The 18,960-nt window shown below is 66.5% G+C and carries 21 protein-coding genes; 12 read left to right on the forward strand and 9 right to left on the reverse strand.

The genetic code is table 11. The features are described 5' to 3' along the window. The 4 genes from C489_RS14000 to C489_RS14015 form a co-directional block, all read left to right on the forward strand. Window positions 1-634: HVO_0234 family beta-propeller protein (locus tag C489_RS14000; protein WP_006431957.1), on the forward strand; the 634-nt coding region annotated here is incomplete at its 5' end. 85 nt (window positions 635-719) lie between these two features. Beyond that, window positions 720-1,244: a hypothetical protein gene (locus tag C489_RS14005; protein WP_006431958.1), complete on the forward strand. Its 525-nt coding sequence runs from the start codon at window positions 720-722 to the stop codon at window positions 1,242-1,244. A 189-nt stretch (window positions 1,245-1,433) separates the two neighbouring features. Then, the gene (locus C489_RS14010; RefSeq protein ID WP_006431959.1) at window positions 1,434-2,291 is read left to right on the forward strand and encodes a ribose-phosphate diphosphokinase; all 858 of its coding nucleotides are present in this window, start codon (window positions 1,434-1,436) and stop codon (window positions 2,289-2,291) included. 104 nt (window positions 2,292-2,395) lie between these two features. Further along, window positions 2,396-2,935: a heme NO-binding domain-containing protein gene (locus C489_RS14015; RefSeq protein ID WP_006431960.1), complete on the forward strand. Its 540-nt coding sequence runs from the start codon at window positions 2,396-2,398 to the stop codon at window positions 2,933-2,935. Between the two features lie 153 nt (window positions 2,936-3,088). Here the strand turns inward: C489_RS14015 and C489_RS14020 are convergent, their stop codons facing one another. The 3 genes from C489_RS14020 to C489_RS14030 form a co-directional block, all read right to left on the reverse strand. Further along, window positions 3,089-5,176 (reverse strand): CARDB domain-containing protein, encoded by a 2,088-nt coding sequence (locus C489_RS14020; RefSeq protein ID WP_006431961.1) that lies wholly within the window; start codon window positions 5,174-5,176, stop codon window positions 3,089-3,091. Between the two features lie 249 nt (window positions 5,177-5,425). Beyond that, complete coding sequence (ileS, locus tag C489_RS14025; protein WP_006431962.1) at window positions 5,426-8,632, reverse strand: isoleucine--tRNA ligase; 3,207 nt, start codon at window positions 8,630-8,632, stop codon at window positions 5,426-5,428. Between the two features lie 95 nt (window positions 8,633-8,727). After that, the gene (locus tag C489_RS14030) at window positions 8,728-8,958 is read right to left on the reverse strand and encodes a hypothetical protein (protein WP_006431963.1); all 231 of its coding nucleotides are present in this window, start codon (window positions 8,956-8,958) and stop codon (window positions 8,728-8,730) included. Between the two features lie 114 nt (window positions 8,959-9,072). On the opposite strand from C489_RS14030, the gene C489_RS14035 reads away from it, so the two are divergent. From C489_RS14035 to C489_RS14050, 4 genes are all read left to right on the forward strand, one after another. After that, complete coding sequence (locus C489_RS14035) at window positions 9,073-9,771, forward strand: uracil-DNA glycosylase (RefSeq protein WP_006431964.1); 699 nt, start codon at window positions 9,073-9,075, stop codon at window positions 9,769-9,771. A gap of 64 nt (window positions 9,772-9,835) precedes the next feature. Then, complete coding sequence (locus tag C489_RS14040) at window positions 9,836-10,255, forward strand: HIT family protein (RefSeq protein ID WP_006431966.1); 420 nt, start codon at window positions 9,836-9,838, stop codon at window positions 10,253-10,255. Window positions 10,256-10,372: 117 nt separating this feature from the next. Continuing rightward, window positions 10,373-10,678, forward strand: a complete 306-nt coding sequence (locus tag C489_RS14045; RefSeq protein WP_006431967.1) for a hypothetical protein — start codon at window positions 10,373-10,375, stop codon at window positions 10,676-10,678. Between the two features lie 72 nt (window positions 10,679-10,750). Further along, the gene (locus C489_RS14050) at window positions 10,751-10,978 is read left to right on the forward strand and encodes a hypothetical protein (protein WP_006431968.1); all 228 of its coding nucleotides are present in this window, start codon (window positions 10,751-10,753) and stop codon (window positions 10,976-10,978) included. A gap of 328 nt (window positions 10,979-11,306) precedes the next feature. Here the strand turns inward: C489_RS14050 and C489_RS14055 are convergent, their stop codons facing one another. Next, window positions 11,307-12,341: an A24 family peptidase gene (locus C489_RS14055; RefSeq protein ID WP_049890895.1), complete on the reverse strand. Its 1,035-nt coding sequence runs from the start codon at window positions 12,339-12,341 to the stop codon at window positions 11,307-11,309. A gap of 270 nt (window positions 12,342-12,611) precedes the next feature. Here C489_RS14055 and C489_RS14060 point away from each other — a divergent pair, with 270 nt between their 5' ends. Then, the gene (locus C489_RS14060; RefSeq protein WP_006431970.1) at window positions 12,612-13,118 is read left to right on the forward strand and encodes an HPP family protein; all 507 of its coding nucleotides are present in this window, start codon (window positions 12,612-12,614) and stop codon (window positions 13,116-13,118) included. Window positions 13,119-13,148: 30 nt separating this feature from the next. Here the strand turns inward: C489_RS14060 and C489_RS14065 are convergent, their stop codons facing one another. From C489_RS14065 to C489_RS14075, 3 genes are read right to left on the reverse strand one after another with little or no spacing between them, the layout of a single operon-like run. Then, the gene (locus C489_RS14065; protein WP_006431971.1) at window positions 13,149-13,595 is read right to left on the reverse strand and encodes a low molecular weight phosphatase family protein; all 447 of its coding nucleotides are present in this window, start codon (window positions 13,593-13,595) and stop codon (window positions 13,149-13,151) included. A gap of 19 nt (window positions 13,596-13,614) precedes the next feature. Then, entirely contained in the window at window positions 13,615-14,775 is a 1,161-nt protein-coding gene (gene arsB, locus C489_RS14070) for an ACR3 family arsenite efflux transporter (protein WP_006431972.1), read from the reverse strand. Next, window positions 14,768-15,163 carry an ArsR/SmtB family transcription factor gene (locus C489_RS14075; RefSeq protein WP_006431973.1) on the reverse strand — a complete coding sequence of 132 codons (396 nt, stop codon included), beginning with the start codon at window positions 15,161-15,163 and terminating at the stop codon, window positions 14,768-14,770. The genes arsB and C489_RS14075 overlap by 8 nt, the downstream gene beginning before the upstream one ends. A 138-nt stretch (window positions 15,164-15,301) precedes the next feature. Between C489_RS14075 and C489_RS22220 the strand changes: the two genes are divergently transcribed. Then, window positions 15,302-15,439, forward strand: coding sequence for a hypothetical protein (locus C489_RS22220; RefSeq protein ID WP_006431974.1), 138 nt, complete (start codon window positions 15,302-15,304; stop codon window positions 15,437-15,439). A 203-nt stretch (window positions 15,440-15,642) separates the two neighbouring features. Here C489_RS22220 and fer read toward each other — a convergent pair whose 3' ends face one another. Together fer and C489_RS14085 are read right to left on the reverse strand one after the other, a co-directional pair. Next, window positions 15,643-16,032 (reverse strand): ferredoxin Fer, encoded by a 390-nt coding sequence (gene fer, locus C489_RS14080; protein WP_006431975.1) that lies wholly within the window; start codon window positions 16,030-16,032, stop codon window positions 15,643-15,645. Window positions 16,033-16,365: 333 nt separating this feature from the next. Then, on the reverse strand, window positions 16,366-17,550 hold the full coding sequence (locus C489_RS14085) for an inorganic phosphate transporter (RefSeq protein ID WP_006431976.1): 1,185 nt from the start codon (window positions 17,548-17,550) through the stop codon (window positions 16,366-16,368). A 175-nt stretch (window positions 17,551-17,725) separates the two neighbouring features. Between C489_RS14085 and hisA the strand changes: the two genes are divergently transcribed. Further along, complete coding sequence (gene hisA, locus C489_RS14090) at window positions 17,726-18,481, forward strand: 1-(5-phosphoribosyl)-5-[(5-phosphoribosylamino)methylideneamino]imidazole-4-carboxamide isomerase (RefSeq protein ID WP_049890897.1); 756 nt, start codon at window positions 17,726-17,728, stop codon at window positions 18,479-18,481. A gap of 53 nt (window positions 18,482-18,534) precedes the next feature. After that, entirely contained in the window at window positions 18,535-18,708 is a 174-nt protein-coding gene (locus C489_RS21910; protein WP_160163644.1) for a hypothetical protein, read from the forward strand. The last annotated feature ends 252 nt before the right edge of the window (window positions 18,709-18,960 follow it).

Raw genomic sequence — 18,960 nt, forward strand, 5'->3', positions numbered from 1 at the left:
CGACGACGCGGGCGACGAGCCGTTCGTCGAAACGGGCTTTGGCCCGGCGGTCGCCGTCGGCTACGACGACGGCGGCGATCTGATCGCGGCTGATCCGGACGGCCGCCTCGCGTGTCGAGCGGCCGGATCCGAGGAGTGGGCCACGCTCGAGGACGAGACCGTCGCCGCGGTGCGGGCGATCGACGGCGACCTCGTCGGCACCGACAGCGGCGTCTACCGCGCCCACGACGGCGGGCTCGACCACGCCGGACTGACTGACGTCCGGGACGTCTCGGCCGCCGGCGTCCCGCTCGCGGCCACCGCCGAGGGGCTCTACAAGCTCGGCAACGGCTGGATGGAGATCCTCGAGGGCGCGTTCGACACCGTCGCGGCGGACCCGCGCTCGGAGCCCGGCCGGCTCGTCCGCGCCCACGCGGTCGCCGGCGACGCGGTCTACGAGTACGCGGCCGACGACGACGAGTGGCGAGAGCGAGCGAGCGAGCGCTCGAGCGGCCGGATCGTGGGCGTCGGCTACGGCGACACGGTGTACGCCGTCACGGAGTCGGGGACGTTCTGCTCGGCGAGCGAGGGGGAATGGCGGACGCGAACGCTGGGTGTCACCGGCGTCACGGGCCTCGCCGTTCCGCCGCGGTAGGCGGAACGCTACTCTCGAGTGCGGGACCGAGATCGCGGCCGATGTCTGACGGACGTTTATCTACTCGGCATCTCTCTGCTGCGGTATGACCGAGCTACCGCGGCGACGGCTACTGGCCGCGACCGGCACCGCACTCACCGGTGCGGTCGCCGGCTGTATGGGCAGCGACGACGGAAACGGAGATGGTGGGAACGGAGACGAAAACGAGAGCGCGAGCGCGGACCCGGAAACCGGAAGCGAGACCACCGAGGCGACCAGCGGGACGCTCCTCGGCGAAATCTCCCTCGAGAACATAGACGACGAGGCGCACACGATCGACGTCATCGTCGAGTTCGGCGACGGGCCCGAACACTGGTCGACCAACGAACTCGCCGAGGACGAGGGCGCGGAACTCGAGCGAAACTGGCCGACTGAATCGGGATCGTTCAGCGTCATGTTCCGACTCGACGGCGGCGAGCCGATGCAGGTGACGCCGGCGCGGTGGAACGATCCGGACTGTGTCAACGTCTTCGCGATGGTGGGTCGCGACGGCCAACTGAAGATCCTGAGCGACACTGAGGGCGGTCCCTGCGGCGACGGCGATGTGGACTTAGACGACGCAGAGGAGTGACTGAGCCGGTCGGGAGCCGAGTGCACGATCGCAGACGGACGCGTCGAGTCGCGCCGAGTTCGTTTAAGTGCTTCTGGTCACAAGGTGAAGCTACGAGGAGCTTTTCGCGGACTGCGAAATTGCCCGGCGAGCTGCCGCTGTCGGTCCGAGAACGAAAACTGGTTTAGCCCCCGCGCTGTCGAACCGACTATGATCGTCAGCGGATCCGCGTCGCAGGCTCTCGCCGCGGCGCTCGCACGCCATCTCGAGGAACCGCTCGCCGCCGTCGAGTACGACCGCTTTCCCGACGGCGAACTGCTCGCGGCCGTCCCCGGCGTCGCCGAGGCCGAGCCGGACCGAGCGGTGATCGTCGCCTCGACCGTCTCGAGCGACGCCCACCTCGAGGTGCTTCAGCTACAGGACGCCGTCCGCGAGGCCGGCGTCGAAGAGGTCGTCACCGTCCTGCCGTACATGGGCTACGGGCGACAGGACGACGCCTTCGAGCCGGGCCATCCGGTCTCCGCGAGAGCGGTCGCCCGCGCGATTTCGACCGGTTCGGACCGCGTGCTGACGGTCAATCCCCACGAGGCGGCCGTCTGTGACTTCTTCGAGCCGACGGCGACCGCCGTCGACGCGGCCGGCCGACTCGCCGAGCCCCTGCCCGCGGACCTCACCGATCCCGTCTTTCTCTCGCCCGATGCGGGGGCCGTCGACCTCGCCGAAACGGTTCGAGACACCTACGGTGCGGGCGATATCGACTACTTCGAAAAGACCCGCCACTCCGGCACCGAGGTCGAAATCTCGCCGAGCGACGTCGACGTGGCCGGCCGCGACGTCGTCGTCGTCGACGACATCATCGCGACGGGGTCGACGATGAGCGAGGCCGTCGCCGTCCTCGAGGATCGCGGCGTCGATCGGGTCTTCGTCACCTGCGTCCACCCGCTGCTCGCCCGCGACGCCGTCACGAAGCTCTCGCGGGCGGGTGTCGAGGCGATCTACGGCACCGACACCATCGAGCGCGGCGTCGAGACCGTCTCCGTCGCGCCGGTGCTCGCGGCACACCTGTAACTAAACGATTAAGTAGTATCCACCCAGTGGCCTAGTTGTTAGCGCGTGGCACGAGACCGACTCGGCCACACGAGCAGCCGCGGACAACGGACTACAGCAGTTAGATGCACGGAATCGTCCACAAGACCCTCAAGGAATACGTCGTCGAGCGGACCGACGACGGCACCTGGGACACGATCGTCGAGCAGTCCGGCCTCGAGCCGCAGCTATACCTCCCCGTCTCGAACTACGACGACGAGGAAGTCGACGCCATCCTCGAGACGCTCTCGACGATGGCCACCCAAGACAGGCAGGCGATCGAGCGCGACTTCGGCAAGACGCTCGCCCCCGAACTGCTCTCGACGTTCAGCGCCCACATCCGGCGCGACTGGGACCTCCCCGAACTGCTCGCCGGTTTCGATGACGTCTACGACAACATCGAGGCCGCCACGGAGAACACCGAACTCCCGGCGCTCTCCTGTACCCGCGAGGACGACCACGCGATCGTCACGTACGACACCCACCGGGAGCAGCGGTACTGCGGGCTCGCCCACGGCATCCTCGAGGGCACCGTCGCCGCGTTCGACGCGGACGCGCCCGTGACGAAAACCGCCTGCGTCGACGACGGTGCCGACGCCTGCCGGTTCCGCGTCGACCTCGAGTGATCGGCTGGATACCCATCTCAAAATCGTTCTCGGCAGAATCGACGGTTCATCGGGGTAGCTGCCGTCGTACCGACTCTTCGTCGAACTGTGTCAGTAGTCTCGGCGCTACCCACGGGACCGAACGAGCCGCGAATCGGCGCGCCGCCCGATCCGTTACCGGCGACGAGCCAGCAGTGCGCTCAGCAACGCCGCCGCCACGGCGACCAGCGCGGTCGAGATACCGAAGCCGGGGACCTCCTCGAGCCCCGCTACCGTACCGCCACCGACAGCTGCCGTCGTCGTCCGATCGTGGACCGCGATCTCGTACCGCCCGTCCTCGTCGAACCGGATCTCGGCGTCGACCGTCATCGCCTCGCCGGGCCGAATCGCGACCGGTCGCTCGGCGACGACGCCGTCGACGGTCCGGAACGCGAGGACCGCCGCTCCCGGTCGATCATCGGCGGCTTCGATCGTCGCAGTCGCAGTCACCGATTCGCCGGCGTCGATGCCCTCGGGCGCGTGCTGCAGATCGGTGACGGCCACGCTCCCGGACGATCTGACGATGGCGGTGAGTCGCTCCGACCCGACCCGAACCGTGTACTCGCCGGGTTCGGACGGCGTCCACGAGAGGGTATGGGTCGCCGCCGCTCCGGGCTCGAGGGTCCCCCGTCGGCTATCGACCACCCGGCCGCCCGCCTGGAGCGTCGCGTCGTAGGTTCCCGCCCGCTCGCCGGCGTTTGCGACCGTCGTCGGGATTGTCACGGACTCGCCGGCCGGGACCGCGATGACGGTGCGGTCCTCGCTATCGGTGCGGCCGAGGGCCGACGCGTTCCAGCGGGGCCACTCCTGTCCCGCCACCGTGAGCGATTCGACCTCGATACCGTACTCGAAGGCCGCGACCGACTGCCCGAACGCGGCCTCGTGGTGGCTTCGGTTCCACGTCTCCGGCGTCGCCTCGGTCCGCGTGTACCGCTCCGCGGCGGCGCGAACCTCCGCCCCGCCGGCGTCCTCGATCGCTTGCAGGAAGTCCGCCTCGGTCACCGTCTCTTCCTGCGCGTTCAGCGTCCGGAACACGTCCTCGAGCGTGCGGTCGCCGTCAGTGGCGAGCCGGAGCCGCCGGTCGATTTCGCCGGCGACGAGCGCCCCTTTCGCGTAGTCGGTCTCCGGGTCGTCCCACGTCGATCGATCGGCGAGGACGCCATCGGCGTAGGGCGATCGCTCGCCCCGCTCGAGGAGGGTGCTGAACTCACCGAACTCGATCCGGCCGCTCTCGAGGGCGAGCAGGCCTGCGTAGTAGTCGGCCTGCCCTTCGACGACCCAGTCGATTTTGGGAGCGGTGTCGACCGCTGCGGTCGAAAAGCGCTGGCGGACGTGGACGTACTCGTGGACCCAGACCGGGTTCCGCTCGTCGAGCGTGGCGTTTTCGACGACCCACGCGTCCGACTGGCCGTACTGGATCCCCCGATTCGAGCCCCAGTCGACATCGCTCGGAACCGCGACCATGAACACCTCGTCGCTTCGCATGCCGACCTCGAGTCGCCCGCTCGCGTCCGCGAGGGCTGTGAGGATATCGTCGGGCGACTCCTCAAGCTCCGCGACTTCGGGGACTGCCAGCCGGAACGTCTCCCCGTCGACATCGCGTTCGTACTCCCGTACCGCTCCGAAAAAGGCGATGTCGCCGCCGGTCGCGCCCGGCCCGTCGACGGTCACCGTCTTCTCGATACCGACCGGCTCGGTCCGGTGCAACGAGATCTCGACGCCTGGGACCCCCACGACGCCCCACTCGCCGGTATCGACGAACGTGTATCCCGCACTCGAGTCGGTTCCGCGCTGTTCGCCGCCCCCGCGCTGATCCGCCGGCATCGCGTACTGGATCGTCGGTTCGGCGGTTTCCTCGTCCCACCGGAAGGTCCGCTCGCCCGTTCGCTCGAAGCCCGCGATGGACTCGACGGTCGCACCCCGCTCGAGTTTGATCTCGAACTGCGTGACGGGATCGGGGACGCGGAAGGTCATCTCCGTCCCGAACGTCTCGGGGTCGTCCGGCCGATGCCGGAGGACGGTCGTCCGGTGGAAGACATCGTCGGAGCCGGCGCTCGTCCCGACCGACGCGAGCGCCTGACTCGACTCGAGTTCGGACCCCTGGACGAACTCGGCAGTTGCCGAGGGCTCGACCGCACCCGCAGACTCGAGGGAGACAGCACCGGCCGGGGGACTGGCGACGAGCAAGATGACGAAGGCGAGAACGGCGACTCGAGAGTTCACTAGCCAATGCTGGCCAGTCAGCGCCCAAGACGTTTATGGCAGCGGCACTGTCACGTCTCGGAGAAACACGTCCAAATAAGAACGATCGGGTAACGTGAGTATCGCGGTGAGTCAGTCTGACGCTTCAGCCGCCGCCAGCGGCTCGATCGCGATCTCGGCATCCACCTTTTTCCGCTCGGGTGACTCCCTCCGGTCGTCACCCTCGCGCAAAAATCTGGTCCAAAAATCCGCCTCACTACGTTCGGCGGACTAGTCCGACGCTTCCGCTGCCGCCAGCGGTTCGATCGCGATTTCCATCGTCACGCCTTCGACATCCCACTCCTTACGGTGGCCGTCCTCGACCGGGCGGCGCTCGTCGGCGCGGACCTCCTCGCTGATCAGGTCCTCGTGGTCGGCGGCGAGGTCGGCGACGCGGTCGTCGTCGATTGCGAGGTCGAGCGCGATTCGCTCCTCCACGTCGAGATCGAGGTCCTTGCGCATCTCCTGAACGCGGCGAATGACCTCGCGAGCGTAGCCCTCGCTCTCGATGTCGTCGGTCAGCGAGGCGTCGACGTAGGCGACGCCGCGGTCGTCGCCGTCGGTTCCGAACGCGGTGCCGGCGACGCTGTCGGGCGTCTGGGTGACGAAGGAGACCATCTCGTCGGTGATCTCCTCGCCGTCCTCGAGCGCGTCCGCGACAGCGTCCTCGATCGCGTCGAGGCTCGGTTCGTCGATCCGGGCCTCGTTGAGCGCGTTCATGACCCGCCCGGCGCGGTCGCCGAAGGTCGGGCCGAGTTCGCTCATGTCCGCTTCGGCGCTGTACTGCAGTTCGCCCCAGCGGTCCTCGGGCGAGACGAGTTCGATCTCGCGGGCGTTGAGCCGGTCCTCGAGCAGCCCGGTGTGGCGCTCGACGGCGTCGACGACCCGCTGGTCGTCTGCCGCCACGACGACGCGCGGAACGGGCCAGCGCAGCTTGCGGCCGGCCTGCTGGCGCGCGTTCGCGCCGGCCTCCTCGATCGCGCGGAGGAGGGCGACGTCCTCCTCGAGTTGCTGGTCCTGCCAGTACTCGTCGACTTCGGGCCAGTCCTCCATATGAACCGTGGGGTGGCCCTCGTCGCCGGTCAGGGTGCCGTAGATCTCCTCGCTGATGAACGGCGCGTAGGGCGCGAGCAGGGCGACGCTCTCCCGGAGGACCCGGTAGATCGTCGCGTAGGCGGCCTGTTTCGAGCCGCTGTCCGCTTCGTCCCACATCCGCTCGCGGACCGCCTGCACGTAGAACCGCGAGACGTCTTCGACGACGAACTCGAGCAGGGCGTCGATCGCCTTGTCCTGCCGGAAGTCCTCGAAGTGGGCGGTCATCTCGGCTTTGGTGGACTGGAGGCGAGCGAGCACCCACTCATCGATCAACTCGAGGTCCGAGTCGACATCGTCCAAGGTCGTCTCCTGTGGATCGAACTCGTCCAAGCGCATGTACGGCAGCGGGAACCGGAAGACGTTCCACAGCGTCCGGAGGTGGTTCTCCATCGTCTGCATCCCGTCCCAGTCGAAGCGCATGTCCTCGCCCTGCGGGTTGTTCGACAGGAGGAACAGCCGCATGGTGTCCCGGCCGTGGCGGTCGATCGCCTCGTGGGGATCGATCAGGATGTCCTTGGACTTGCTCATCGCGCGGCCGTCGGGCATCAGCGCGTGGCCGTGCATCAGGACCTCCTGATACGGGCTCTCACCGATTGCGGCGGTGCCCATCCCCAGCTGGGACCAGAACCAGCCCCGCGTCTGATCGTGAGCCTCGAGGATGAAGTCAGCGGGCCAGAGTTCGTCGAACTCGCTGTCGTCGGACGGGTAGTCGAGGGTTCCCCACGACGCGACCGAGGAGTCGAGCCAGACGTCGAACACGTCCTGGACGCGGGTGTAGGTGGTTCCGTCCTCGGTGATCGTCAGGTCGTCGACAGTGTCCTTGTGGAGGTCGACCGCCTCGGGGTCGATATTCTGGTCGACCCGTTCGGCGAGTTCCTCGCGGTCGCTGACGACGATTCGATCCTCGTCGTCGTCCCGGTCTTCGGGCGTCCACACCGGCAGCGGGATGCCCCAGTAGCGCTGTCGCGAGACGTTCCAGTCGGGGGCCTCCTCGACGAAGTCCCGGAAGCGGTTGTCCCGTGCCCACTCGGGGTGCCACTCGCTGTCCTCGATGTTCTTGAGGAGTTCGTCCTTAACGTCGGTGATCGTGATGAACCACTGGTCGGTGACGATCTGGAGGATGCCCGTGTCACAGCGCCAACAGTGGCCGTAGCTGTGCTGAACCGTTCCGGACGCGAGCAGCGCGCCGTTGTCCTCGAGGTCGGCCGTGATCTCGTCGTCGGCGTCCTTGACGAACTGGCCCTCGTACTTGCCGGCCTCCTCGGTGTAGACGCCGTCGCCGCCGACGGGACAGAAGATCGGGAAGCCGAGTTCGCGGCCGCGCTCGAAGTCCACTTCACCGTGGCCGGGCGCGGAGTGGACGAGGCCGGTGCCGTCGCCGCCCGTATCGACGTAGTCGGCCGCGTAGACCTCGAACGCGCCCTCGGCGTCGACGTGGTCGGGAACCTCCTCGGCCAGCGGGTGCTCGTAGGCCCAGCCGAGCAGTTCCTTGCCCGTGTGTTCCTCGACGACCTCGTAGTCGTCGTAGCGGCCCTCGCGGAGGACTTCCTCGTGTTTTGCCTCGGCGATATAGAGGAGTTCCTCCTCGCCGTCTTTCTCCGCGCGGACGCCGACGTAGTCGCCCTCCTCGTCGACGGCGACAAAGGTGTTCGCCGGCACCGTCCACGGGGTCGTCGTCCAGATGACGAGTTTCCCCTCGCGATCCTCGAGGTCGAATTTGACGTAGATCGAGGGGTCCTCGACGTCCTCGTACTCGACCTCGTTGTTCGCGATGGCGGTCTCACAGCGCGGACACTGCGAGATCGAGCGGTGGCCCTTCTCGACTAAGCCGCGGTCGGCGGCCTTCGAAAAGCCCCACCACGCCGCTTCCATGTACTCCGGTTCGACCGTCTTGTACGGGTCGTCCCAGTCCATCCAGACGCCGAAGTCCTGGAAGTCGGACTGGAGCCCCTCGAGTTGCTCCTCGGCGTAGTCCTTGCACTCCTGAATGAAGTTCTCCTCGCCGAACTCCTCGATGTCCTTCTTGTTCTCGAAGCCTAGTCGCTCCTCGACGCGGGTCTCGATGGGGAGCCCGTGCATGTCGTAGCCCGGCCGGTCGGTGACGTCGTACCCCTGCATCCGCAGGAAGCGCAGGTAGACGTCCTTCAGCGACTTGTTCCACGTGGTTCCCATATGCGCCGATCCCGACGTGTACGGCGGGCCGTCGACGAAAAAGTAGGACTCGCCGTCCGATCGGTGCTCGACCGTCTGCTCGTAGGCGTCGACGTCGTCCCAGTACTCGAAGACCCGCTGCTCGAGTTCGTGTGGGTCGTACTGGTCGTCGACCTCGCCGAACCTGCTCATACCCGACCTAATCGCCTCCGGCAGTAAAGAGGAATCGATATTGCAGGTCGCTCGCGGAACGTCGGCTCGAAAACGAAGACGGTGCTCGCGGCCGCTCAGACGTACTGCGAGAGGACCTTCTGGTAGCCCAGTCCGTACGCGCCGGCATAGAGCATGACGCCGCCGAGGGCGGCCAGCCACAGCGCGATCATCGCCTCACCGGCCCCGTAGTGTTGCAGGCTCGCCTGTTCGACGAGGACGCCGCCGACCGTCAGCGCACCGGCGACGACGGTATAGAGGACCAGTTGGAGTGATTCCGCGAGTAGTTCCGGACCGATCGATGTCATTAGCCTCCTGTTACCGGCCCATCGAAGGTAAACCTGTCCCCTCGCGTGTGACGCGACCGCACGATAGGCCGCACGAACCGACTCGCATAACTCGTCGCAGACGTATCCCCGTGTGTGCCCGCGTCCGAACCCGATCCCGATACCGGAGCCGATTCGGCCGCAGCCGGAGAGCCGCCCTACCCGACCAGCCGCAACATCCTCGAGCCCGATTGCGCGCGCTGTCCCGCCCTCGCGGAGAGCCGCGAGTGCATCTCGTGGGGGACCGGTGATCTCGAGGCCGGTATCGTGGTCGTCGGCGAAGCACCCGGCTACGGCAACCCCGAGGCCGACCCGTGGCGGGGCGGCAACTGGACCGGCAAGGCCTACACCTCGCGCCACTCCGGCCGGCGCATCCGCCGGATGGTCGAGCAGGTCGGCTACGGCGACGACGCCTACTACACGAACGCGGTCAAGTGCTTTCCAGCCGACCCCGAGGAGCCGACGAGCAACCGCGAACCCACCGCCGAGGAGCGCACGAACTGCCGCACCCACCTGTTGACCGAACTCGAGACGATCGATCCGACGGTCGTGCTCGCGACGGGCAAGCACGCGACGCAGACAGTGCTCGCGGCCGAGGACCGGGACCTCGAGGGCTTTATCGACAGCGTCCTCGAGCCGGTGTGGTGTGAACGGCTCGACGTTTCCCTCGTGCCGATTCTGCATCCGTCCTATCAAGACGTCTGGATCGGCCGGCTGGGGTACGAGCCGGCGGACTATCTCGAGGCGATCGGCGAGACGCTCGACGACCTGTGTGGGCCCAGCGAGCGCGAGTAGCTGCTCCCCCGACCGCGTCGAACGTCGGGTAACCTTCATACGACGAGACGACACACACTCGAGTATGAGTACGATCTTCAGCCAGATCGTGGAGGGAGAGATCCCCGCGCGAATCGTGTACGAAGACGAGACGACGGTCGCCTTCCTCGACGCCAACCCGCTCGCGCCGGGCCACACGCTGGTGATCCCGAAAGACGAGTACGAGCGGCTGAACGACGTTCCCGACGACATCGCGACGGATCTCTACGCGACCGTCCACCGGATGGTCCCCGTCGTCGAGGACGCGGTCGACGCCGACGCGACTACCGTCGCGTTCAACAACGGCGAGGAGGCGGGACAGGAAGTTCCCCACGTCCACTGTCACATCGTCCCGCGCTTCGAGGGCGACGGCGGCGGCCCCATCCACGCCGTCGCGGGCGACCGACCCAGCCTCGCCGACGACGAACTCGACGACATCGCCGACGATATCGAGTCTCGAGTCTGAGTCCCCCGAAGACTCGAGGCGTCGCTTCTCGCCGTCAGTTCGTGGCTCGACCGACCGCCGATACCGCCGAAGATGTTCGTAGCGAGATCCTTGCGCCGCCGCCGTGATCGGGGACACATGAGCGATCGAGAGGCGGCCCTCGAGGACCTCGCGACGAGGCTCCGCGGATACGACGCCGTCGCCGACGCCTTCATCGCGAAGAGTTTCACCGATCAACACCTGATTCTCGACCTCGAGGAGGGCACGTCGGTTCCGCAGGCGGTCCGCGAGTTGCTCGTCGACCACGACCTTCGCGGGGCCAACGAGGTGTACGGAAACGGCGGCGAGAACCCGTCGTTCGCGGGTGATCTCGACAGAGGAACCCGCCATCAGTTCGTCGACACGCGGACCCGCGGCGACCACCAGTCGTACGTCGTGGATTGACGCCGCCGACCGCCGTTGGACGATGCCGCAGGCCGCCGTGACGTTTTTACGATCACCGGACGAGGCTCGCGTATGGCTATCGCCGGCATCGTCGCCCAACTTCGTGCCCACCCCGTCGCTACCGTTCTCGAGGTCGGCAGCGTCCTCGTCTGTTGTCTGCTGTTCATCGGGACGTTCGTCCTCCTCTCGAGCGGGGTGCCGACCGGCAGGGGCGACCCGTGGCTGGCGCTGATCGGCGTCGGTGTCGTCTTCGTGCTTTTCTGGACCGTCGTCGTGCCGCTGTACGAGCGGACGTTGTAGGTAGTTCGTGGAACAGTCACGACAAAAATAGTGCCCTGCTACCGTGGCGGCAGGGAATCGCCACGCCCTCCCCAGCCGATTCGCTCACTCACTCCGTTCGCTCGCTCATCCCTCGCACGGCTTCATGCCGTGGTTCGGTATCCACTCGCGGTTCCCTGCGGTCACCGCTCGTTTTTCGAGGCCTCGCTTCGCTCGGCCTCGTAGCCTCACCACGGCACAGCGCGCGCCACCGCACTCGGTTGATTAGACGGGACGAGATATCGCTGGCCGATATCAACCGCGGGTTCCGCGGATAGCTCGAACGCGAAAAGCGCACGCGCAGTGGCTGTCAGAACAGCGTTCCCAGCAGCAGATCGCCGTAGACCAGCGCGATGACCAGTCCGACGAACACCGGGACGAGGAACGGCGTTCCCGGCGAGATCCAGACCGTCTCTTCGTCGGCGAGCACCTCGAGGCCCTCGCGCAGCGTCTCAGGGGTCGTGCCGTAGGCCGAGCCGTCGATGTCCGCGAGGAACGCGTCAGCACCCCACGGATCGTCGTAGTCGGCGGGTCGCGTTTCCGACTCGGACTCGGCCGCGGGCGTCTCATTGTCAGCAACCGACTCGAGCGCGCCGCCGTCGCTGCGAGTTTGACTATCCGCGGCCACCGCGCCGTCGGTCGGCGAATTCGGCTCGGCGGGCAGCGTGGCCGGATTTCGGTAGCGCTCGGGCGCGTCCCGCAACTCGGCCAGCGAGAGGCCCCGCCAGCGCAGGTACATCCGCAGTGCGTCGAGGTCGAGGCCGGCGCGGGAGAGCCCCGCCGGCGTCGAGAGCAGGCGGCCGTGGGTCTCCGGCACCCGGTCCCACGAGATCGGCCAACCGACGAACATGACCGGAGCGATCCGGCCCGCGGCGGCGTTGCGGACGGCGAGGGCGAGCGGCAAGGCGATACCCACGAGGACGGCATTCGTCAGGATGGTAAACGAGAACGTCCCGACGTTTGTCGGTCCGGCGAGCGGGAACGTCCACGATCCCAGCGCGTACTCGGGAAAGGTCGGAAAGAGCACGGCGAGGACGAGCAGGGCCTTCGCGTCGGCCCCGCCGAAGCCGCCGAACCACCAGAACAGATAGGCGATGGGGACGACCAGCCCGAGGCTGATCGCCGTCGGGATCAGGAACTCGTAAGTCCAGGCGTTCCCGCCGGCGGCCCACGCCAGTCGGGCGTCCCAGCAGAGCAAAACGGCTCCGAGAAGCGCGAGGGGAATCCAGACGGTACTCGAGACGCGGCGGGTCTCGATGTCGCGGTAGGCGACCAACGCGAAGACGGGCACGGCGACGAGTCGAAGGAGATCCGGACCCGTCGCGACGGCACCAGCGATCGTCACGACCGTTCCTCCGAAGCGCGGTGCCGTTACGTTTTCGGCCTCCCGCCGAGTCGGCGGCGGCTCGGTCGCTTCGGGTTCAGGTTCGGTCGCGGACTCGAGCAAGGGCCCCCAACTCGCGGGAGTACCGGCGTGTCACGGGGAGACCGCCGAAAAGTGAACGGCGCGGCCGATCATGACTGGTATCAGCCGATTTCGGGCGATTAATCGCTCGAATCAGTGACAATCGTGACAACGAACGGCATATCAGGCCGTCTCGCCAATGCGACGAGCATGAGGGAGGGCGCGGCGTTTTCGACCCTGTACGTCGGCGTTTTACTCGCGGTCCCGGGACTGCTGGCGTGGGTGACCGGGCAGCCGCTTATCTTCCCGAGTCTCGGCCCCTCCGCCTTCCTGCTCGCGACGGTCCGAGAGGGGGAGGTGACCGCGCCCCATCGGGTGATCGGCGGTCACGTCATCGGCGTCGCGGCTGGGCTGGTGGCCTATCACGCGATCGCGCCCGAACTCGGCGTGAGCGTGACCGCGGCCGCGCCGATGCTTGCCACCGCACAGCTCCGTTTCGTCGCCAGCGGCGTGGTCGCCGTCGTCCTCACCACCGGCGGCATGCTCGCGACCGAGACGGCCCATCCACCCGCCTGCGCGACGACGCTGATCGTCTCGCTCGGCTTGCTCCCCTCGATCATAGACGGCGCGCTGATCGTCGTCGCCGTCGTCGTCCTCGTCGCCGTCCACGAACTCGTCACGCACGAGCGCTCGGTCGGCGAGTCCGTGCCGATCTGAACCGGAAAACGGGAACCGAGTGCGCTCGAGTTATGCGGGATCGCTGAACTCGTCGAACAGCGCGACGACCCGCCGCTCGATCTCGTCGCGGGTCTCGCGGACCTCCTCGAGGTCGCTCCCGTCGGGATCCTCGAGCGCCCAGTCGCGGATATCGACATCGTCGCCGACCTCGCCGACATCGAGCGTCGAACAGCCCATCGTCGCGACGATGTCACACGACTGGAGTTCCTCGAGCGAGATCTCCCGCGGCGTTCGGTCGGCGAGATCGAACCCCGCTTCGGCCATCACCTCGATCACTTCCTCGTGGACGCGGTCGGCGGGATGGGTCCCGCCAGTGCGGAGTTCGACGCGGTCCTCGAGCCCGCGCCGGTCGCGTTCGCGCTCGGCGAAGGCGGTGGACATCTGGGAGCGGCCGGCGTTTTGGACGCACATGAAGGCGATACGAATCGGGTCGTCTGCGGTGGGTTCAGTTGTCATGATCGTGGACTGTGTGTCATTAGTCGTCACTCGGTGAGTCGGCTGTCGTCGGCTCGAGGCTGCCGGTGTCGAACCCGCCCCAGTCGAAGCGGCGCTGGAAGTACAGCGCGACGTTGACCAGCGCGAGCAACACGGGGACCTCGATGAGCGGGCCGACGACGGTCGCGAAGGCGACGCCGGAGCCGACGCCGAAGACGGCGACGGCGACGGCGATCGCGAGTTCGAAGTTGTTCGAGGCCGCGGTGAAGCCGATCGCGGTCGTCGTGGAGTAGTCGGCACCGATGCCCCGTCCCATCCCGAAGCTCACGAAGAACATGACGACGAAGTAGATCGTTAGCGGGACGGCGATCAGCAACACGTCTGCGGGCGCGGCGACGATGTTCTCGCCCTGCGTGGCGAACATCACGACGATTGTGAACAGCAGAGCGACCAGCGTGAGCGGGTCGATCGTCGGAATGAACTCCTCGTCGTACCACTCTTCGCTCTTCGATCGAGTCCCGACGTATCGGGTGAGAATTCCCCCGGCGAAGGGGATCCCGAGGAAGACGACGATCGCCCAGAACACCTGCTCGGGCGAGACGTTGAACGTCGTGATCTCGGCCGCGAGAGCGTCCATGCCAAGCAGCGGCGGCAGGACGAGCGCGAAGAACCAGACGTACACCCCGTAGGTGACTATCTGGAAGAGGCTGTTGAACGCCACGAGACCGGTCACGTACTCGGTCGAGCCCTCCGCGAGTTCGTTCCAGACCAGTACCATCGCGATACACCGGGCCATCCCGATGAAGACGAGTCCGAGGAAGTACTCGGGGCGGGCCGGCAGACCGGGAACGAGGCCGCTGAAGAAGAATACCGCGAGCCCGAACATCAGCGTTGGGCCGATGAGCCAGTTCTGGACGAGGCTCAGGCCGAGGACGCGCCAGTTGCTAAAGACCGTCGGGAGCCGCGAGTAGTCGGCCTTCGCCAGCGGCGGGTACATCATCGCCACGAGCCCGATCTCCACGAGGTGGAGGTCTCGGATCGGCCCCGTCACCGACGGGGCGACCTGCCCGAGGCCGACGCCGACGATCATCGCCGCGAAGATCCACACGGTGAGATACTTATCCAGAAAATCCATCGAACTCGGGTCACCGCAGCTCTCGCAGCCGCAGTCCGGCCCGTGCTCGTGGGTCGCGTTACTCATGAACGGTCCCCTCGAGGACGGTCACGAGAGCGACGGCGCGGTTGGTCGCCCGGTACTTCTTCCAGCGGCCGTCCTTCCGACCGTCGACGAGTCCGGCGTCGACGAGTTGCGAGAGCGCGTGACTGAGCCCGCTCTCGGTCACGTCGACGACCGCCTGGAGCTCGCAGACACAGAGCTCCGCCTCGGCCGCGACGAGCACGCGGACGAGCGTGTACCGCGTCTCGTTTGCCAGCGCCGAGAGCACGTCGAGTTCCGTCTCGACCTGCTCCGCGCCGATCGCCGTCTCGAGCGTCTCGAGTTCACCCAGTCGCCGTTCGACGTCCTCCTCGCGACACGCGTCGAGTTCGTCCTCGAGATAGCGTTGTAATCGGTCCGTAGCTTGTGCCATCAACACTGAGTTGAGCGACAACTAAATTAATAGCTTCGGTCCGACAGCGAGTATCGCCGCTATGGTGCAGGAAGTGGGATTTCTTGGACCCGTATAGCAACCAGTCCGCATAAGTTGGTTGAGTATATACACAACTGTATGTCGAACGAATCGGCGACCCGATCTCGCGTCGTCTCACGTGCAAGCGAACCGTATCCGGCTCGATCGACGGTCGGCGTCTGCGACCTGCTCGGCGGTGCGACGGTGATGATCGACGCTGTCGTTGCGATCGAGTAACGCGGGTCGCTGCGCGCTGGCCCCTTCCGCGACCGAAACGGGGCGATGGCTCTCGAGTCCGGTGAGACGGCAGTCACTGAGCGTCGCCAACTGAGCGAGCGGTCTCGAGAGCGCGCCGATCGCGGACACGTCAGTAACGGGCGTGAAAACGCGATCCCGAAGCGGGATCGCCGGCAACGGCACACCGCAGTGCCAGTGTCAGTTTAAATAACGCGGTTCTGCAGGTAGTCGAGGTGCTTTGCGTTGTAGACGATCTTGACCTCGTCGGTCTCGGCCGATCCGATGCAGGTCAGGCGGACGTTCTTCTCCTCGACCTCCTCGTCCGAGAGGATCTGCTGCATGTCCATGTTGATCTCGCCCTCGAAGACGATCGCTGCACAGTTCGCACAGGCACCGGCGCGACACGAGAAGGGCCAATCGTAGCCCTGCGCCTCGGCCGCCTCGAGGATGTATTCGCCCTCGGCGACGTCGAGCGTCCCGTAGTCCTCGTCGTCAAGGCCGGCGTCTGCGGCCTCCTCGAAGAGGTCGTCGTCGTCCATGTCCCAGCCCTGGTCGTCCAGTACTTCGTAGTTGAGGTATTCTACCGTGGGCATCACTTGGCGATTCAAGGGCCGCACTGGTATAGCTTGCTGTTCAGTCCTAAATTGTCTTTGAGTCGGAATTGGCCAATTCGAAGGAAAGAACGCGGCGATTCCTGACAAGAACGGGGATCGAACGGGAGAGGGGAAAGAAACGTCCGAACCTGTTCGACGGAGCGTCGTGTTTGTTTCCGAACCCGAAACCACCGGTTTCGGCGGCCAGCGAGTTCGATGTCGACCGCTCGATCTCGAGACGCGGTACAGCGCCACGACGAGGAAGAGTGCGGAGGCCGGCCCGGCCGCGGCGAAGGGGCCGGTGATCCAGAACGTGACGAGCCCGCGTTCCGATCAGAACCCGAAAATCGGGATGAACCGGAACGTGAGGTAGGCACCGATCGTCGAGATGGCCGGCACGACGTTCTGCATGAGGATCACGCGGGCCGTCGTCGAGGGGTCGAACAGGTCCGAGGCCTTCGGGATGTCCTCGACGTCTTCCTCGCCGATTTCGGGGGAACGTTCTCCTTCCTCCTCGGCAGTGAGTGCGCCGACGGAGACGCGAGTTTCTTCGCCGCGGGCGGCATCGGACAGCGTCGTCGTCCGGGTGGCTCGGCCCCAGCCCAGTCCGACGATGCTCATCGTCGCGATGACGACGAAACTCGCGGGGATCCCGATCGACGAGAGACCGATGACGATCCCGGAGCTGATGACGGCGACGACGATCGCCGCGGTCAGCGGGAGGTTCGTGATGTCGTTGCCAAGCGTGTCGAGGGTGCGGCGGGCGATCGTAAAGCAGCCGACCGCGACCGCCGCCGAGCCGATCAGGATCAGCGGGATCATATCGACGTCGCCGGTGCCGTAGATCGGCGCGATCGCGTTGGCGATGTTGCTCGTCCCCGAGGCAAAGCCCATCAGACAGCCGATCCCGACGACGGTCAGCGCTCCTGTGATCTCCCGGCGATCGGCGTCGACGCCGAACTGGAGTCGCGGGACGAGTCCGGACCGGTCGACCGAAACCATCGGGCGTCCCCCCTGTTTCTCCTCGATTGCGACCCACGCGTTGATCTGCGGATAGAAGTACCGGCCGACCACACCGGCCACCCAGAACCCGATGATCGGCGCGACGACCCACCAGACGGCGATCTGGCCGAGTTCGTTCCAGTTGAGTTCGCCGGTCGCCATCCCCAGCGCGGCGATCGCACCGACCGCGGTCATCGACGTCGAAGCGGGGACGCCGGCGTAGTTGCCGATGAACAGCGCGCCGCCGATGAAAAAGAGGACGGCGACGTTCGAGCGCAGCGTGAAGATCGACGTGTCAGTAACGAGTTCCTCGCCGAGGGTGGTGACGACCTGCGGACCGATGGTGTAGGCCCCGATGAAGAAGAAAATCGACATCAGGCCCGCGGCCATCACCTTCGTGATCACGTTCGCGCCGACGGCCGGCCCGAACGCGGGACCGGTCGTCGAGCCACCGATGTTATACCCGACGAAAATCGCAGTGAGGATCCCGATGATAAGTAGCGGTTCCGCGTTCACGTTCGGAAGTCACGCGATCCGATAGTAAAAACGCGCCTATTCGTTCCCGCTCGTGAAACGAACGGGGAGCGATCCCGAGAAACGGGTAGCGGCTCAGACGCCCCAGAAGAACGCGATGCCGAGAACGGTCGGCGAAACCGTCGCCTTTACTCGCGTTGGCCTCGCGGACACGGGTATGACCAGCGACGACGCGAGCGGCGAGTTCGAGAGCTTCGAGGTGATCCCCGCGGTCGACATTCAAGACGGCGAGGTCGTCCAACTCGTCCAGGGAGAACGCGGGACCGAGAAGCGCTACGGCGACCCCGTCGAGGCCGCCCGGCGGTGGATCGACGCCGGTGCCGAAACGCTGCACCTCGTCGACCTCGACGGCGCGTTCGAGGGCGAGCGGGGAAACGCGGCCGCGATCGAGGCCGTGATCGACGCCGTCGACGTGCCGACGCAACTCGGCGGCGGAATCCGTACCGCCGAAGGTGCGATCGACCTGCTCGAGCGCGGCGTCGACCGCGTCATCCTCGGCACGGCAGCCGTCGAGAACCCCGAAATCGTCGCGGAAATCAGCGAGACACATCCCGACAGCGTGGTCGTCAGCCTCGACGCGAAAGACGGCGAAGTCGTCGTCGAGGGCTGGACCGAAGGTGCTGGGATCTCGCCGGTCGAGGCCGCCGAGCGATACGAAGAACTGGGGGCCGCCGCGATCCTCTTTACCAACGTCGATGTCGAGGGTCGACTCGAGGGCGTCGCGACCGACCCCGTCCGCGAACTAGTCGACGCGACCGAGATCCCCGTGATCGCCAGCGGCGGGGTAGCGACGCTCGCGGACGTGCGCGACCTCGAAGACGCCGGCGCAGCGGCCGTCGTCATCGGGAGCGCGCTCTACGAGGGGAACTTCACGCTCGCGGAAGCGCAGGCGACGGTCGAACCGGACGAGTAGCCGGCTCGCGCGACGAACGAGATTGAAGGCGATGGACGACGAACCGTCTCCCGATGGCTGACGCGGACTCTCACTGGTCCGACCACATCCGAATGGCCGCCGTGTTCGCTCTGCTACCGGCGATGATCTTCGTCGGCCCGCTCGCCGCGATTCTCGGACTCGCAGTCGTACTATTCTTCCTTCCCGACGACGACTCGAACGATGATGCGCTGTCCGAGACGGCGTAAGCAACCGAGAACAAGCTATTTTCGGTGGCCGGGAGCACGGCTCGAGCGCTGCGAGAGCCGTGCGAACCTACGGAAGAGCAAGCTCTTCCGAACTGCGAGGGACCTTTGGTCCCTCGAGCAGTCGGCGCGAAGCGCCGACGACCTCGCGGAAGCGAGCTTCCGCTCAGCGGGGGAGGGCAGGCGGTTTACCGATATCACCGCGAGCGAACCCGAAGGGTGAGCGAGCGGGCGGACGACCGACCTGTAAGGGAG

It is taken from the genome of Natrinema versiforme JCM 10478, from assembly GCF_000337195.1.
Taxonomy (GTDB): domain Archaea; phylum Halobacteriota; class Halobacteria; order Halobacteriales; family Natrialbaceae; genus Natrinema; species Natrinema versiforme.

What these genes read in the sequence shown, in the direction of transcription:
- C489_RS14005 (WP_006431958.1), top strand. Translation starts at nt 720, where the DNA reads ATGACCGAGCTACCGCGGCGACGGCTACTGGCCGCGACCGGCACCGCA.
- C489_RS14010 (WP_006431959.1), top strand. Translation starts at nt 1,434, where the DNA reads ATGATCGTCAGCGGATCCGCGTCGCAGGCTCTCGCCGCGGCGCTCGCA.
- C489_RS14015 (WP_006431960.1), top strand. Translation starts at nt 2,396, where the DNA reads ATGCACGGAATCGTCCACAAGACCCTCAAGGAATACGTCGTCGAGCGG.
- ileS (WP_006431962.1), bottom strand. Translation starts at nt 8,632, where the DNA reads ATGAGCAGGTTCGGCGAGGTCGACGACCAGTACGACCCACACGAACTC.
- C489_RS14030 (WP_006431963.1), bottom strand. Translation starts at nt 8,958, where the DNA reads ATGACATCGATCGGTCCGGAACTACTCGCGGAATCACTCCAACTGGTC.
- C489_RS14040 (WP_006431966.1), top strand. Translation starts at nt 9,836, where the DNA reads ATGAGTACGATCTTCAGCCAGATCGTGGAGGGAGAGATCCCCGCGCGA.
- C489_RS14045 (WP_006431967.1), top strand. Translation starts at nt 10,373, where the DNA reads ATGAGCGATCGAGAGGCGGCCCTCGAGGACCTCGCGACGAGGCTCCGC.
- C489_RS14050 (WP_006431968.1), top strand. Translation starts at nt 10,751, where the DNA reads ATGGCTATCGCCGGCATCGTCGCCCAACTTCGTGCCCACCCCGTCGCT.
- C489_RS14060 (WP_006431970.1), top strand. Translation starts at nt 12,612, where the DNA reads ATGAGGGAGGGCGCGGCGTTTTCGACCCTGTACGTCGGCGTTTTACTC.
- C489_RS14065 (WP_006431971.1), bottom strand. Translation starts at nt 13,595, where the DNA reads ATGACAACTGAACCCACCGCAGACGACCCGATTCGTATCGCCTTCATG.
- arsB (WP_006431972.1), bottom strand. Translation starts at nt 14,775, where the DNA reads ATGAGTAACGCGACCCACGAGCACGGGCCGGACTGCGGCTGCGAGAGC.
- C489_RS14075 (WP_006431973.1), bottom strand. Translation starts at nt 15,163, where the DNA reads ATGGCACAAGCTACGGACCGATTACAACGCTATCTCGAGGACGAACTC.
- C489_RS22220 (WP_006431974.1), top strand. Translation starts at nt 15,302, where the DNA reads ATGTCGAACGAATCGGCGACCCGATCTCGCGTCGTCTCACGTGCAAGC.
- fer (WP_006431975.1), bottom strand. Translation starts at nt 16,032, where the DNA reads ATGCCCACGGTAGAATACCTCAACTACGAAGTACTGGACGACCAGGGC.
- hisA (WP_049890897.1), top strand. Translation starts at nt 17,726, where the DNA reads ATGACCAGCGACGACGCGAGCGGCGAGTTCGAGAGCTTCGAGGTGATC.
- C489_RS21910 (WP_160163644.1), top strand. Translation starts at nt 18,535, where the DNA reads ATGGCTGACGCGGACTCTCACTGGTCCGACCACATCCGAATGGCCGCC.